This window comes from Serratia sp. AKBS12, assembly GCF_024793895.1.
Taxonomy (GTDB): Bacteria; Pseudomonadota; Gammaproteobacteria; order Enterobacterales; family Enterobacteriaceae; genus Serratia_F.
The window spans coordinates 19915-34283 of record NZ_JANUSB010000008.1 but is presented as its reverse complement, the minus strand read 5'-3'; the positions used below and the strand labels follow the sequence as shown (position 1 = coordinate 34283).

Annotated in this window: 15 protein-coding genes and 1 riboswitch; of the genes, 9 read left to right on the top strand and 6 right to left on the bottom strand. The window is 57.3% G+C overall.

Annotated features, from left to right (window positions below):
* The first annotated feature begins 399 nt into the window (after positions 1-399).
* Positions 400-1989: a bifunctional phosphoribosylaminoimidazolecarboxamide formyltransferase/IMP cyclohydrolase gene (gene purH / locus NYE85_RS06385; RefSeq protein WP_259003814.1), complete on the top strand. Its 1590-nt coding sequence runs from the start codon at positions 400-402 to the stop codon at positions 1987-1989.
* A 51-nt stretch (positions 1990-2040) separates the two neighbouring features.
* Positions 2041-3324, top strand: a complete 1284-nt coding sequence (gene purD / locus NYE85_RS06380) for a phosphoribosylamine--glycine ligase (RefSeq protein ID WP_259003812.1) — start codon at positions 2041-2043, stop codon at positions 3322-3324.
* An 80-nt stretch (positions 3325-3404) separates the two neighbouring features.
* Here the strand turns inward: purD and NYE85_RS06375 are convergent, their stop codons facing one another.
* The 6 genes from NYE85_RS06375 to nudC all read right to left on the bottom strand — a co-directional run bounded on the left by NYE85_RS06375 (position 3405) and on the right by nudC (position 7900).
* Positions 3405-4076, bottom strand: a complete 672-nt coding sequence (locus NYE85_RS06375) for a DUF1481 domain-containing protein (protein WP_259003809.1) — start codon at positions 4074-4076, stop codon at positions 3405-3407.
* A 36-nt stretch (positions 4077-4112) separates the two neighbouring features.
* On the bottom strand, positions 4113-4385 hold the full coding sequence (gene hupA / locus NYE85_RS06370) for a nucleoid-associated protein HU-alpha (RefSeq protein ID WP_004957785.1): 273 nt from the start codon (positions 4383-4385) through the stop codon (positions 4113-4115).
* Positions 4386-4574: 189 nt separating this feature from the next.
* Positions 4575-5165, bottom strand: a complete 591-nt coding sequence (locus NYE85_RS06365) for a YjaG family protein (RefSeq protein WP_259003806.1) — start codon at positions 5163-5165, stop codon at positions 4575-4577.
* A gap of 48 nt (positions 5166-5213) precedes the next feature.
* Positions 5214-5900 carry a deoxyribonuclease V gene (gene nfi / locus NYE85_RS06360; RefSeq protein WP_259003805.1) on the bottom strand — a complete coding sequence of 229 codons (687 nt, stop codon included), beginning with the start codon at positions 5898-5900 and terminating at the stop codon, positions 5214-5216.
* A gap of 22 nt (positions 5901-5922) precedes the next feature.
* Positions 5923-6987 (bottom strand): uroporphyrinogen decarboxylase, encoded by a 1065-nt coding sequence (hemE, locus tag NYE85_RS06355; protein WP_259003804.1) that lies wholly within the window; start codon positions 6985-6987, stop codon positions 5923-5925.
* A gap of 148 nt (positions 6988-7135) precedes the next feature.
* The gene (nudC, locus tag NYE85_RS06350; RefSeq protein WP_259003802.1) at positions 7136-7900 is read right to left on the bottom strand and encodes an NAD(+) diphosphatase; all 765 of its coding nucleotides are present in this window, start codon (positions 7898-7900) and stop codon (positions 7136-7138) included.
* Between the two features lie 99 nt (positions 7901-7999).
* Between nudC and rsd the strand changes: the two genes are divergently transcribed.
* From rsd to thiH, 7 genes are all read left to right on the top strand, one after another.
* On the top strand, positions 8000-8515 hold the full coding sequence (gene rsd, locus NYE85_RS06345) for a sigma D regulator (RefSeq protein ID WP_259003800.1): 516 nt from the start codon (positions 8000-8002) through the stop codon (positions 8513-8515).
* A gap of 107 nt (positions 8516-8622) precedes the next feature.
* Positions 8623-8747: riboswitch (TPP riboswitch) on the top strand.
* Positions 8748-8861: 114 nt separating this feature from the next.
* Positions 8862-10817 carry a phosphomethylpyrimidine synthase ThiC gene (gene thiC / locus NYE85_RS06340; RefSeq protein ID WP_259003798.1) on the top strand — a complete coding sequence of 652 codons (1956 nt, stop codon included), beginning with the start codon at positions 8862-8864 and terminating at the stop codon, positions 10815-10817.
* On the top strand, positions 10810-11448 hold the full coding sequence (gene thiE, locus NYE85_RS06335) for a thiamine phosphate synthase (protein WP_259003796.1): 639 nt from the start codon (positions 10810-10812) through the stop codon (positions 11446-11448). Before thiC ends, thiE begins: the two co-directional genes overlap by 8 nt.
* Positions 11449-11452: 4 nt before the next feature.
* Positions 11453-12217, top strand: coding sequence for a HesA/MoeB/ThiF family protein (locus NYE85_RS06330; protein WP_259003795.1), 765 nt, complete (start codon positions 11453-11455; stop codon positions 12215-12217).
* Complete coding sequence (thiS, locus tag NYE85_RS06325; protein WP_259003793.1) at positions 12214-12414, top strand: sulfur carrier protein ThiS; 201 nt, start codon at positions 12214-12216, stop codon at positions 12412-12414. The genes NYE85_RS06330 and thiS overlap by 4 nt, the downstream gene beginning before the upstream one ends.
* Position 12415: 1 nt before the next feature.
* Positions 12416-13198, top strand: coding sequence for a thiazole synthase (locus NYE85_RS06320; RefSeq protein ID WP_259003791.1), 783 nt, complete (start codon positions 12416-12418; stop codon positions 13196-13198).
* Positions 13195-14328, top strand: coding sequence for a 2-iminoacetate synthase ThiH (gene thiH, locus NYE85_RS06315; protein ID WP_259003790.1), 1134 nt, complete (start codon positions 13195-13197; stop codon positions 14326-14328). The genes NYE85_RS06320 and thiH overlap by 4 nt, the downstream gene beginning before the upstream one ends.
* The last annotated feature ends 41 nt before the right edge of the window (positions 14329-14369 follow it).

Genomic DNA, 14369 nt, shown 5'->3' with positions numbered 1-14369 from the left:
TCCTCTTTCAGAGTCAACCCGTTTTTTCAGGATTTTTTCTCTTTCGTCCCGGCCGCTTTGTGAAGTGAATCACTTGCGCCGTGTCGATGGAGGCGCATTATAGGGAGTTCTCAGAAGGCCGCAACAGGTATTTTCAACAAAATCGATCGTTTGCTGCATTCCACAGCAAAACCCAGCCTTATACCCTGTTTTGCACAAACTTATCCACAGAAGCCATTTCAGCGGAAAATTTACGAGCGCCGCGCAAACGTTTTCGCTACAATTCCCGACGATGAAACGGTCCCCTTTATAAGGGGGCGTTAGCTGAATCTGTTCCTGCTGTTCTCTATATAGAGGCAAAAGGTAGAGATTCATGTAACGCTCTTATTATTGCGACTCAAAAAGCCAAGGGATAAAACCATGCAACAACCTCGTCCAATCCGCCGGGCTCTGCTCAGCGTTTCTGACAAAGCCGGTATCGTTGAATTCGCCAACGCGTTGGTAAGCCGCGGCGTTGAACTGCTCTCCACAGGCGGCACCGCTCGCCTGCTGGCCGATGCCGGACTGCCTGTTACCGAAGTTTCCGACTATACCGGCTTTCCGGAAATGATGGACGGACGAGTCAAAACCCTGCATCCCAAGATCCACGGCGGCATTCTGGGTCGTCGCGGCCAGGACGATGAAGTCATGGCTCAACATACTATCCAGCCGATCGATATGGTGGTCGTCAATCTGTATCCGTTTGCTCAAACGGTAGCGCGCCCGGACTGCTCCCTGGAGGACGCCGTCGAGAACATCGATATCGGTGGCCCGACCATGGTGCGCTCGGCGGCCAAGAATCACAAAGACGTTGCCATCGTGGTGAAGAGCAGCGACTACGCCGCCATTATTACCGAGATGGACAACAACGCCGGTTCTCTGCTGTACAGCACCCGCTTTAACCTGGCGATCAAGGCCTTTGAGCATACCGCTGCTTATGACAGCATGATCGCCAATTACTTTGGCGCCCTGGTGCCAGCCTACCACGGCGATACCGAGCAACCTGCCGGCCGCTTCCCGCGTACGCTGAATCTGAACTATGTGAAAAAGCAGGATATGCGTTACGGCGAAAACAGCCACCAGCAGGCCGCCTTCTATATAGAAGAGAACCTGCACGAAGCATCGGTCGCCACCGCCACTCAGTTGCAGGGCAAAGCGCTGTCCTACAACAACATTGCCGATACCGATGCCGCACTGGAATGCGTCAAGGAATTTGCCGAACCGGCCTGCGTGATCGTCAAGCACGCCAACCCGTGCGGCGTGGCCATCGGCGAGAGCGCGCTGTCCGCCTATGAGCGGGCCTATCAAACCGATCCAACGTCAGCGTTCGGCGGCATTATTGCCTTCAACCGCGAGCTGGATGCTGCCACGGCGCAGGCGATCATCAGCCGGCAGTTTGTAGAGGTAATTATTGCGCCAGCCATCAGCGAAGAAGCGCGCAGCCTGCTGGCTGGCAAACAGAACGTGCGTGTTCTGGCCTGTGGCCAGTGGCAGCAACGCGTCGCCGGCCTGGATTTCAAACGCGTCAACGGTGGTTTGCTGGTACAGGATCGCGATTTGGGCATGGTTAGCGAAGACGATCTGCGCGTAGTGACCGAGCGTCAACCTTCCGCACAGGAACTGCGTGATGCGCTGTTCTGCTGGAAGGTAGCCAAATTCGTCAAATCCAATGCTATCGTTTATGCCCGCGACAATATGACCATCGGCATCGGCGCAGGCCAAATGAGCCGCGTTTACTCCGCGAAAATCGCCGGCATCAAAGCCGCCGATGAAGGACTGGAAGTGAAAGGCTCCGCCATGGCGTCTGACGCCTTCTTCCCGTTCCGTGACGGCATTGACGCGGCAGCGGCGGTTGGCATTACCTGTGTCATCCAGCCAGGTGGTTCAATTCGCGATGATGAAGTGATTGCCGCCGCCAATGAACACGGCATTGCCATGATCTTCACCGACATGCGTCATTTCCGCCATTAATTCTCTTTCATTGCGTGCGCACCGGTGCGCACGCCGTTCGTGGAGCACCTGATGAATATTCTAATTATTGGCAACGGCGGGCGGGAACACGCCCTGGCCTGGAAAGCCGCTCAGTCACCGCTGGCTGATAAAGTGTATGTTGCGCCGGGCAACGCCGGCACCGCGCTGGAAGCAAACCTGGAAAACGTCGCTATCTCGGCGACGGATATTCCGGCTCTGCTGGCCTTTGCACAAAACAACGATATCGGGCTGACCATTGTCGGCCCTGAAGCTCCACTGGTGATCGGCGTAGTGGACGCATTCCAGGCCGCCGGCCTGAAGATCTTCGGCCCGACGCAAGCTGCCGCCCAGTTGGAAGGCTCCAAGGCCTTTACCAAGGATTTTCTGGCGCGCCATCGCATTCCCAGTGCGGAATACCAGAACTTTACCGAAGTCGAACCGGCGCTAGCCTATGTGCGTAGCAAAGGCGCGCCGATCGTCATCAAGGCCGACGGCCTGGCTGCGGGTAAAGGCGTTATTGTCGCCATGACATTGCAGGAAGCCGAAGCCGCAGTTCAGGATATGCTGGCTGGTAATGCGTTCGGTAATGCCGGCCACCGTATCGTGGTGGAAGAGTTTCTGGATGGTGAAGAAGCAAGTTTTATCGTTATGGTCGACGGCGAGCACGTGGTGCCAATGGCCACCAGTCAGGATCACAAACGCGTCGGTGACGGCGACAGTGGTCCGAATACTGGCGGCATGGGCGCTTACTCTCCGGCCCCGGTGGTAACCGACGAAATCCACCAGCGCGTGATGGAGCAGGTTATCTGGCCAACGGTTCGAGGCATGGCAGCGGAAGGCAATACCTATGCCGGCTTTCTGTATGCCGGGCTGATGATTTCTGCCGACGGTCAGCCCAAGGTGATTGAATTCAACTGTCGTTTCGGCGATCCGGAAACGCAGCCCATCATGCTGCGCCTGCGTTCGGATCTGGTCGAGCTATGTCTGGCGGGCGCCGAGGGCAAGCTGGATCAGAAAACCTCCGAATGGGACGAACGCCCTGCGCTGGGCGTGGTGCTGGCGGCCGGCGGTTATCCTGCTGATTACCGCACCGGTGACGTAATCCAGGGCTTGCCGCAGCAGGCTTGCACTGACGGTAAAGTGTTCCACGCTGGTACGAAAATGGCAGGTGATGCAGTGGTAACCAGCGGTGGGCGCGTATTATGCGTAACCGCATTGGGCGCAACGGTTGCCCAGGCACAGCAGCGTGCCTATCAATTGGCGGAAGGCATTCAGTGGTCAGGCAGTTTCTGCCGTAAGGACATTGGCTACCGCGCTATCGCACGCGGCAAGTAAGGCGGCTGTCGCTAGGGCGTAGTCCACTGCGCCCTACCTTGCTGCTTCTGACCTTTCTCTCTCACGCCGGGCAATGTTTGCTATAGCGTGCTCTCTTTCGGTTCCCAGTTGCAGAAGTCTTCGTTAGCCACCAGCAACAGCTCACGCCCTTCCGGTGCTTCAAGCCAGGCAATGCTCACTGGCCCACTGCTGTTTTGCGCACGCCGTTCAATCCAGGCGTTCGAGGTATGATTCAGCCCCGGGTTGATCCGTTCTCCTGCACAGGTTTGCACCGTGCCCTGCTGCCAACGTCCCTGCAGCAATTGCACCCTGCCGGCACGCAATGCGTTACTTAACTCCAGTACGCGCCGCGCCTGATACTTGTAGCGCGCAATATCATCGCTGGATAACTGTTCACGCCGCGTGGCCAGTTGGCGCTGCATAAAGCTTACCGTGCCGTCATCGGCAAAGCGCAGTTGGATCGAGTCTTTATTGCCGTCGGCATCGGCACGTTTGATCTGCCGTAGCTCGCCGTTCTGGTATTCGTAGTGGGTGGTTACGGTGCCTATCCCGCGATAAGGGCTATAAACGGTCATCAGCACCAGCGGGCGCTGCTGCTCGTCATCTTTACGCCACAGGCGAATCGCCCCTTGATCGGCCACATAGCCGCTGGCGGTAAAGCTGGGGGGGGCCTGATGCCAACTGCAGGCGCTCAGACCAGCGGCAATGCCGATGACGATGAACGCCCGCCGGGCAAACAAAAGGGGCTTCAAAGCCCCCCTGTTTAATCTTTTCACCAACACGCGGTCTTACTTAACAGCGTCTTTCAGTGCTTTGCCAGAAACGAACGCAGGTACGTTAGCGGCTGCGATTTTGATTTCTTTACCAGTTTGTGGGTTGCGGCCAGTGCGCTCTGCACGATGGTTTACTTTGAAAGTACCGAAACCAACCAATTGTACTGCATCACCTTCTTTCAGAGACTCGGTAATGGCAGCCAGGGTAGATTCCAGAGCCAGTTTAGCCTGTGCTTTGGAAAGGTCAGCCTTGTCTGCGATTACATCAATCAGTTGAGTCTTGTTCATAAGTTATCCTTACAGTGTGTTTATCGTTTGCAAAGCATCGAGTGCGACGGATATGCCGATTGACAGCACTCTCCTGCATACACGCACCGATAGCCACTTTTTTTACGCCCCCCAAATGTAGACCAGACAGGGTGCGGATGTGAAGCCTTAAGGCATGACAAATCAGGCGTTAAATCACGTTTTCTTGCCTTATTGCGTTAAATTTATCCCGATGTTACTCACACCAGCCTCGCGAAGGTCGGATCGCAACCCTTTGATCAGGTCTAAATCGCGCTCCTCGCAGGCTGCCAACAGGCGGAAAATTTCCCATTGGATGTCCCATTCCTCCTCGACTGCCGGCATCACCTTCAGTTCTTCATCGGTCATTTCTTTCCCGGCCTGGGTCATTTCCAACATCGCCACGGTGCGAATTGACGTTTCGCTGATGGCGACGGCATGCTCCAGCGTCTCCCCGCTGAGCCGCGAATGAATCAGTTCCCCTAATGCAATACAGGCATCGATCGCCGGGTAAACGCCGTAAAGATCGTAATCTTCTGCCGAAGGAATCGCCTGTTCCAACTTCTCAAGCTGGCTATCGAAGTTGACCTTGGCGTCTTTAACTACCAGCGTTTCCCACACCAAATCCAGAATACGACGATAAACCGCCGGATCGCCAAACTCGGTTTGCAGGCAGAACATCTGGTAATTCGGGTACATACGCTCGCACAGACTAGCCATAAAGGTCAAATGTTGCCAGCTTTCAAGCTTTTCCAGACGTAAATGAATCGGGTTACGTAGCATCGTCTACTCTCTTATGCGTTATCTGCGGCGCAGTGTACCCGAAATCGCTCATTGCGACATCTCTGGATGCGCGGCCAGCCAGCGCTGGAAGGCCGGGCGCCGCGAGGCGATAGCGTCGGCCCAGCGCGTCGGCTCCGGCAAACGGTAGCCCGCCATGCAACGTTTAACCCAGGCCAGCGCGCTATCGGCACTGACGCGATGGCCGGTGGCGATAAACAACGGGTTGCAACGCGCCTTGCTGCGCCATACCCAACCAAGCTGTTCACCCTTGTCGAGCAGCGGCTCCTGAGCGCCAACTGCATCCCCCAGCGGCTCAAACGTGCCGCACAGGCGTTTTTTCGCCACGCCAATGGTCGGTATGTCCACCAGCAGGCCGAAGTGGCTGGCGACCCCTAACCGACGCGGATGCGAAATGCCATGCCCGTCGACAAAAATCAGATCGGGTTTTTGCTGCAACTGTTGCCAGGCAGCCAGTAATGCCGGGTATTCGCGAAACGAGAGAAAGCCGGGGATGTAGGGCATGGTGGTGGCAACACGGGCAATTTGATATTCCACCAACTCCAGTGAAGGGTAACGCAGGATGGCAATAGCGGCGCGCGTTACCGCGCCATCCTGCTCGAAACCGACATCACAGCCAGCGATAAAGGCCGGCGAGTCGACAATAAAATCATCCATGCGGATAACGTCAGAGGCGCGCTGCAGTTGCTCGGCGCGCAAAGCCTGCGTATCAATCACTGTCCCCTCCCCTTGAATCAGGTTAACGGTGATATTTGGCCGACAGCGTATGCACTGCTTCAACAAACACGCCGGCGTTCTCCGGCGGCACGTCCTGATGTATACCGTGCCCCAGGTTAAATACATGGCCCTCGCCATGACCAAAACCAGCCAGAATGGTTTCCACTTCCTGTTCGATGCGTTGCGGCGCAGCATAAAGCATAGAAGGATCCATGTTGCCTTGCAGCGCAACTTTATCGCCAACCCGGCGGCGCGCATCGGCAATATCGCAGGTCCAGTCAAGGCCCAGCGCATCACAACCGGTGGCAGCCATGGCTTCAAGCCACTGACCGCCGCCTTTGGTAAACAGCGTCACCGGCACCTGCCGGCCGTCATGCTCACGGATCAGACCATCGACGATCTTATGCATGTAATGGAGTGAAAACTCGGCATAATCGCGACCGGTCAGCACACCGCCCCAGGTATCGAACACCATCACCGACTGCGCACCGGCGCTGATTTGGGCGTTGAGATACATAATGACGCTGTCCGCCAGCTTGTCCAACAGCAGATGCAGCGTCTGTGGCTCGGCATACATCATTTTCTTCAGCTTGGTAAACGCCTTGCTGCTGCCGCCTTCGACCATATAGGTCGCCAGCGTCCACGGGCTGCCGGAAAAACCAATCAGCGGGACCTGCCCCTTCAGTTCACGGCGAATGGTGCGTACCGCGTTCATCACATAACCCAGTTCGTCTTCCGGATCGAACAACGGCAGTTTTTCTACCTCGGCGCGGCAGGTTATCGGCGACGAGAAACGCGGACCTTCGCCGGTTTCAAAGTAGAGCCCGAGGCCCATGGCATCAGGGATGGTCAGAATGTCGGAGAACAGGATCGCCGCGTCCAGCGGATAACGGCGCAGCGGCTGTAACGTCACCTCGCACGCCAGCTCGGCATTTTTGCACAGCGACATAAAATCACCGGCCTGAGCGCGTGTTGCCTTGTACTCCGGTAAATAACGACCGGCCTGGCGCATCATCCATACGGGGGTGACGTCCACCGGCTGACGCAGTAGCGCGCGCAGGTATCGATCGTTTTTTAACTCATTCATTTATCGGGCTCCCTTATTCATCTGCCGCTATTGTATACCCAAAATAATTGAAGATGCATCACGACGGCCGATCCATGCCGCGGCGATGCGGCAATACCATAGAGCAACAGCATTGAGGTGCCACAGGCGTCATTGAGCGAGCGAATCATTACGCGCGGCACAGGGCCACGGTGTCCTCGATCAAACGCCGCGCCACGGTGCCTGGCGGCGGCAACAGCGGCAACCGATCGTAGCGATACCAACCGGCGTGCAGCAGCTCCTTGGGATCGTGACGCAGTTCGCCGCTGTCATAATCGGCCATAAATGCCATCATCAGGGAATGGGGGAATGGCCACGGCTGCGAGGTGACGTAACGCAGATTCTTGATGCGAATGTTACTTTCTTCCATCACTTCGCGCGCTGCCGCCTGCTCCAGCGTTTCGCCCACTTCAACAAAACCGGCCAACACGGTATGAATGCCGCCACGGTGGCGAACATGTTGTGCCAGCAGGATTTCGTCATCACGGCGGATGGCGACAATCACGCAGGGTGCGATTTGCGGGTAGTAGCGTTCGCGGCAGTTATCGCACAGGCAGGCGCTTTCGGTACGGCTCAGGTGCATCTGGTGACCACAGTAACCGCAGAACTGATGAGAGCGGTAAAAATCGGCCAGTTGAACGCCGCGCCCGGCGAGCTGGAACAAGCCGCGATCGAGATCGAGCAGTTGCCGCACCGATCCCATCTCCTGCGGCATCGGCTGGCGCACCAACCACACCGGTGCGCCCTCCCACTCGCCTATCTGACGCCCCGAATGACCGCGCAACCCGAGCGCGTCGGCAGTCCCAAACGGCAATTCACCGTTTGGTAACCAAAGTTTGCTTTCATGGCTGACTATCCACCAGCCATATTCGTTACCCGTTAATGCAAGTTCCATATCGTTGTTGCACAACCTCAGCTTCACTGGCACTCTAGAAATCGGTGTTGTTACATTTTCATAACTTACCGTTACTTTTTCTTACTTACGGAGTCAAAAATGCTCAACCATTTGGAAAGCCTGACTCAGCGCGTTGGTGGTAGTAATGAATTAGTTGATCAATGGCTTGAGGCGCGCAAGCAGTTACTCGTCGCCTACTGCACCCTCGTAGGGATCAAACCGAACAAAGAAAAGCATACGCCGCTGAATGAAAAAGCGCTGGAGAACTTTTGCCATAATCTGGTGGACTATCTCTCCGCAGGGCATTTTCATATCTATGACAGAATTATCAAACAAGTGGAAGGCGCAGGTAGCCCAAAAATGGCGCTGGCCACCCAGATCTATCCCAAATTATGGATCAACACCGAACAGGTGATGGCGTTTCACGATCGCTATTCCGATACCGAGATCGACCAGGATCTGTGCCTGGAGTTTCATCAGGCATTGTCGGACATCGGTGAGGCGCTGGCCGCCCGCTTTGCGCTGGAAGATCGTCTGATCCTGCTGGCGACGGAGACCTGGCAGCAGGACGACCCCGACCCGGCCAGTAACAAAACGCTGCCTCATCCTGCCTGATCTTTCTTGCTGCCCTGGCGCGGCAGCGCAATAACCGCTGGCCTCACGCGCTCCATTCTGAAATATGCGCGTGAGGCTTGTAGTTTTTAAACGCCCTTCTATACTGGGGGCTCTTGTCGGAGTGCCTAGCGTCGCGCTTTTTTTAAAAGTCGGCCAGGCTGAGACCGTTAATTCGGGATCCGCGGAACCTGATCGGGTTAATACCCGCGAAGGGAACAAGAGTAATCTATCACCGCCGGCAGGCCGCCAATCTTCAGCAATCGCCTGCCGATCGGCTAACATCGTTACTCCCTCCGAGCTCCAGACAAGCAATTTTCCCAACTCACCCGACTTGTAGGAATTTGCTATGTCTAATGTGAACAAAAACCGTCCTCGTAAAGAACAACGTGAAGAAGCGCAGCAGTTTATCGACAATCTGCAAGGCGTCGCCTTCCCCAATTCTCGCCGCATTTACCTCCAAGGCTCACGGCCGGATCTGCAGGTGCCAATGCGCGAGATCCAGCTTAGTCCAACGCCGATCGGCGGCAGCAAACAACAGCCGCAGTATGAACAGAATGAAGCCATCCCGGTGTATGACACCGCCGGTCCCTACGGCGATCCGCAGGCGCAACTGGACGTACACCGTGGTTTGCACAAACTGCGCGCCGGCTGGATTGACGAACGTCACGATACTGAAACGTTGAACGGCGTCAGTTCCGGTTTCACCCAGCAACGCCTGGCGGATGAAGGGTTGGATCACCTGCGCTTTGAACATCTGCCGCAACCCCGCAAGGCCCTGCCGGGCAAGTGTGTCACCCAGTTGCACTATGCGCGCGCCGGTATCATCACGCCGGAAATGGAGTTTATCGCCATCCGTGAAAACATGGGCCGCGAGCGCATCCGTGGTGCCGTTTTGCGCCAGCAGCACCCGGGCCAAAGCTGGGGCGCCAACCTGCCGGAAAACATTACGCCAGAGTTCGTACGGCAAGAAGTGGCCGCCGGCCGCGCCATCATTCCGGCCAACATCAACCACCCGGAATCCGAGCCAATGATCATTGGCCGCAATTTCCTGGTCAAGGTGAATGCCAATATTGGCAACTCGGCGGTGACCTCCTCCATTGAAGAAGAAGTGGAAAAACTGGTGTGGTCAACCCGCTGGGGGGCCGACACCGTGATGGATCTGTCCACCGGCCGCTACATTCACGAAACCCGCGAATGGATCCTGCGCAACAGCCCGGTGCCAATCGGCACGGTACCGATTTACCAGGCGCTGGAAAAAGTCAATGGCGTCGCGGAAAACCTGACCTGGGAAATGTTCCGCGACACCCTGCTGGAGCAGGCCGAACAGGGGGTAGATTACTTCACCATTCACGCCGGAGTATTACTGCGCTACGTGCCGATGACCGCCAAACGCCTGACCGGCATCGTGTCTCGCGGCGGCTCGATCATGGCCAAATGGTGCCTGTCCCACCATCAGGAAAACTTCCTGTACCAGCACTTCCGTGAAATCTGCGAAATCTGCGCAGCCTACGACGTTTCCCTGTCGCTGGGCGACGGTTTGCGCCCAGGGTCAATTCAGGATGCCAACGACGAAGCCCAGTTTGCCGAACTGCATACCCTGGGTGAGTTGACCAAAATTGCCTGGGAATACGATGTGCAGGTAATGATTGAAGGCCCGGGACACGTGCCAATGCAGATGATCCGCCGCAATATGACCGAAGAGCTGGAGCACTGTCACGAAGCGCCGTTTTATACCCTGGGGCCATTGACCACCGATATCGCGCCGGGTTATGACCACTTCACCTCCGGCATCGGCGCGGCGATGATTGGCTGGTTTGGTTGCGCCATGCTGTGTTACGTCACGCCGAAAGAGCACCTGGGTCTGCCCAACAAGGAAGACGTTAAACAGGGGCTGATCACCTACAAGATTGCCGCACACGCCGCCGATCTGGCCAAAGGCCATCCGGGCGCGCAGATCCGCGATAACGCCATGTCGAAGGCACGCTTTGAATTCCGTTGGGAAGATCAGTTCAATCTGGCGTTGGATCCGGCTACTGCCCGTGCCTACCACGACGAAACCCTGCCGCAGGAATCCGGCAAAATCGCCCATTTCTGCTCGATGTGCGGGCCGAAATTCTGCTCGATGAAAATTTCGCAAGAAGTACGCGACTACGCCGCCGCGCAAGATAAAGCCGCCGGCCAGCAAGCCGGCAAACCGATTGAGGTGCTCTCCGGCATGGAGAAAATGTCCGCCGAATTCCGCTCCCGCGGCAGTGAGTTGTACCACAGCGCAAGCGCATTGCAGGAGGACAACAATGGCTGAGTTTATCACGCCCTTTCCGGCAACGCCGCATCGCCTCGGGTTATACCCGGTGGTCGACAGCGTAGTGTGGATCGAACGACTGCTGGCGGCAGGCGTCACCACCATTCAGCTTAGAATCAAAAACTTACCTGAAGATCAGGTTGAGGCTGATATCGCCGCCGCCATCGATCTTGGCAAGCAATATCAGGCACGGGTGTTCATTAACGATTACTGGCGTCTGGCAATCAAACACCGGGCTTATGGCGTGCATCTGGGGCAGGAAGATCTGGACGACACCGATTTGGCGGCGATTCATCAGGCCGGGCTGCGCCTGGGGGTTTCAACCCATGATGATGTCGAGCTGGCGCGCGCCAAGGCAGTCAAACCGTCCTATATCGCGCTTGGGCACATTTTCCCGACCCAGACCAAAGATATGCCCTCCGCCCCCCAGGGGCTGGCCGAACTGAAGCGCCACGTCGCCGGGCTGGCTGATTACCCGACGGTGGCTATCGGCGGGATTGGCATCGATCGCGTGCCGGCGGTATTGGCGTGCGGCGTAGGCAGCATCGCCGTGGTCAGCGCCATCACCCAGGCTGCGGACTGGCGTGCTGCCACCGGCGAATTATTGCGGCTGATCGAAGGCAAGGAGTGACGCCATGCTTAATTCTCCGTCTCTTAACGTTCGGGAGTTCTTACGTTACAGCCGGCAGCTGTTGCTGGAAGACATTGGCCCACAAGGCCAGGAAAGCATCAAGCGCGCCAGCGTGCTGATCGTCGGCCTGGGCGGGCTGGGTTCGCCCGCCGCATTGTATCTCGCTGCCGCCGGCGTCGGTACGCTGTTGCTGGCCGACGACGACAAACTGCACCTGACCAACCTGCAGCGGCAAATTCTCTATCGCAGCGCCGATGTGCCGCAAGGTAAAGCGCGTTTGGCGCAGCGCCACCTGCAAGCGTTGAACCCGCTGGTAGAATCGATCGCGTTGGAACAGCGCCTGCACGGCGAAGAACTGACTGCCGCAGTGCGCCGCGCCGACCTGGTGCTGGATTGCAGCGACAACATGACAACGCGTCATGCGGTGAATCAGGCCTGCGTTGCCGCCGGCAAGCCGTTAATCAGCGGCAGCGCGGTCGGTTTCAGCGGCCAGTTACTGGTTATCGAACCGCCCTACAGCCAGGGATGCTATGCCTGCCTGTACCCCGAACATGCCGAACCACAGCGCAACTGCCGTACCGCCGGCGTGCTTGGCCCGGTAGTTGGCGTAATCGGTACCTTACAGGCACTGGAAGCAATCAAGATGCTGGCGGGCATGCCTTCCGCGCTCAGCGGCAAACTGCGGCTGTTCGACGGCAAGCAGCACAGTTGGAGTACGTTGCAACTCAGCAAGGCGCATAGCTGCCCGATATGCGGAGCGCAACCATGAAGATTCTGCTCAATGACAGTCCGCTGGAACTTGCGCAGCCCCTCAGCATCAGCGCGTTGCTGGAACGGCTCGACCGCCACCAGCCGGGTACCGCGCTGGCGATTAATCAAACCATTATCCCGCGTGCCGAATGGGACAGCCATTGGGTGCAAGACGGTGATGACATTCTGCTTTTTCAAGCGATTGCCGGAGGCTGACATGCTGCAAATCGCCGATACCCACTTTACTTCGCGTTTATTTACCGGCACCGGCAAATTCGCCACCCCGGCATTGATGCTCGACGCGCTACAGGCTTCCGGTTCGCAGTTGGTGACCATGGCTATGAAGCGCGTTGATCTGCACGGCGGTAACGATGCCATTCTGGCGCCGCTGCAACGGCTTGGCGTGCGTCTGTTGCCCAATACCTCTGGCGCAAAAACCGCGGCAGAAGCGGTATTTGCCGCTCGTCTGGCACGTGAGGCGCTGGGAACACACTGGGTAAAACTCGAAATTCATCCGGATGTAAAATACTTGCTGCCAGATCCGATCGAAACGCTGAAGGCGGCGGAAATGCTGGTCAAGGAAGGGTTTGTCGTCCTGCCCTACTGCGGCGCCGATCCGGTATTGTGCAAGCGGTTGGAAGAAGCCGGCTGCGCTGCGGTGATGCCGCTGGGGGCACCGATCGGATCCAACCGAGGGCTGCGTACCCGCGATTTTCTGGAGATCATCATTGAACAAGCCAATGTGCCGGTGGTGGTGGACGCCGGCATTGGCGCACCGAGCCACGCGCTGGAAGCCATTGAGCTCGGGGCGGACGCGGTGTTGGTCAATACAGCCATCGCCGTGGCACGCGATCCGCTGCAAATGGCGCACGCATTCCGTTTGGCGCTGGAAGCCGGCGAACTGGCGCGCCAGGCCGGTTTGGGCAGTCGCCGGCGCAGTGCGGTAGCGTCAAGCCCGCTGACGGCGTTTCTCAGCCAGAGCGAGGAGGCGCACCCATGACCCAGGATTTCAGTCAACGCTGGCAACGGCTGGATTGGGACGATATCACCCTGCGCATCAATAGCAAAACCGCGCATGACGTCGAACGCGCGCTCAATGCCGAAAAACTGACGCGTGACGATTTTATGGCGCTGATTTCACCGGCCGCAGCCGGTTATCTGGAACCGCTGGCACAGCGCGCCCAGTTGCTGACTCGTCAACGCTTCGGCAACGTGGTGAGTTTTTACGTACCGCTATATTTGTCCAACCTGTGCGCCAATGATTGTACCTACTGCGGCTTTTCGATGAGTAACCGCATCAAGCGCAAAACTCTGGATGCCGCTGAAATCGAGCGGGAATGCACGGCAATCAAGGCGCTGGGGTTCGAACACCTGCTGCTGGTCACCGGCGAGCATCAAACTCGGGTCGGCATGGCATATTTTCGTCGTCACCTGCCATACATTCGCTCTCGTTTCAGCTCGCTGATGATGGAGGTGCAGCCAATGTCGCAGGAGGATTATGCCGAACTGAAAACGCTGGGCCTGGACGGCGTGCTGGTTTATCAGGAAACCTACCACCCGGCGACCTATTTGCAGCACCATCTGCGTGGGCAGAAACAGGATTTCCATTGGCGGCTGGCAACGCCGGATCGGCTTGGCCGTGCCGGGATCGACAAGATCGGCCTCGGCGCGCTCATCGGCCTGTCCAACAGTTGGCGGACCGATTGTTACATGCTGGCAGAACACCTGTTTTACCTGCAACAGACGTACTGGCAGAGCCGTTATTCGATCTCGTTCCCGCGACTGCGGCCCTGTGCTGGCGGCATCGAACCGGCATCGCTGATGAGCGAGGCGCAACTGGTGCAATTGATATGCGCATTCCGGCTGTTTGCCCCTGACGTTGAACTGTCGCTGTCGACGCGGGAATCGCCTCACTTCCGCGATCATGTGATCCCGCTGGCGATTAATAGCGTCAGCGCTGGCTCAAAAACCCAGCCTGGGGGTTATGCCGATGACGTCGCACCAGAGCTGGAACAGTTTGAACCGCATGACGGGCGTACGCCCCAGCAAGTGGCGCAGGCGATCGGCGATGCTGGTTTGCAACCGGTATGGAAGGATTGGGATAGTTTTCTGGGACGCGTCACGCAATAAGCTGCAATGTTTTCGGCGTGACCAGGAAAGTGCTGGAAACG

Excerpts from the sequence above, each read along its gene's own strand:
- purH (WP_259003814.1), top strand. The coding sequence starts at position 400 with ATGCAACAACCTCGTCCAATCCGCCGGGCTCTGCTCAGCGTTTCTGAC.
- purD (WP_259003812.1), top strand. The coding sequence starts at position 2,041 with ATGAATATTCTAATTATTGGCAACGGCGGGCGGGAACACGCCCTGGCC.
- hupA (WP_004957785.1), bottom strand. The coding sequence starts at position 4,385 with ATGAACAAGACTCAACTGATTGATGTAATCGCAGACAAGGCTGACCTT.
- NYE85_RS06365 (WP_259003806.1), bottom strand. The coding sequence starts at position 5,165 with ATGCTACGTAACCCGATTCATTTACGTCTGGAAAAGCTTGAAAGCTGG.
- hemE (WP_259003804.1), bottom strand. The coding sequence starts at position 6,987 with ATGAATGAGTTAAAAAACGATCGATACCTGCGCGCGCTACTGCGTCAG.
- nudC (WP_259003802.1), bottom strand. The coding sequence starts at position 7,900 with ATGGAACTTGCATTAACGGGTAACGAATATGGCTGGTGGATAGTCAGC.
- rsd (WP_259003800.1), top strand. The coding sequence starts at position 8,000 with ATGCTCAACCATTTGGAAAGCCTGACTCAGCGCGTTGGTGGTAGTAAT.
- thiC (WP_259003798.1), top strand. The coding sequence starts at position 8,862 with ATGTCTAATGTGAACAAAAACCGTCCTCGTAAAGAACAACGTGAAGAA.
- thiE (WP_259003796.1), top strand. The coding sequence starts at position 10,810 with ATGGCTGAGTTTATCACGCCCTTTCCGGCAACGCCGCATCGCCTCGGG.
- NYE85_RS06330 (WP_259003795.1), top strand. The coding sequence starts at position 11,453 with ATGCTTAATTCTCCGTCTCTTAACGTTCGGGAGTTCTTACGTTACAGC.
- thiS (WP_259003793.1), top strand. The coding sequence starts at position 12,214 with ATGAAGATTCTGCTCAATGACAGTCCGCTGGAACTTGCGCAGCCCCTC.
- NYE85_RS06320 (WP_259003791.1), top strand. The coding sequence starts at position 12,416 with ATGCTGCAAATCGCCGATACCCACTTTACTTCGCGTTTATTTACCGGC.
- thiH (WP_259003790.1), top strand. The coding sequence starts at position 13,195 with ATGACCCAGGATTTCAGTCAACGCTGGCAACGGCTGGATTGGGACGAT.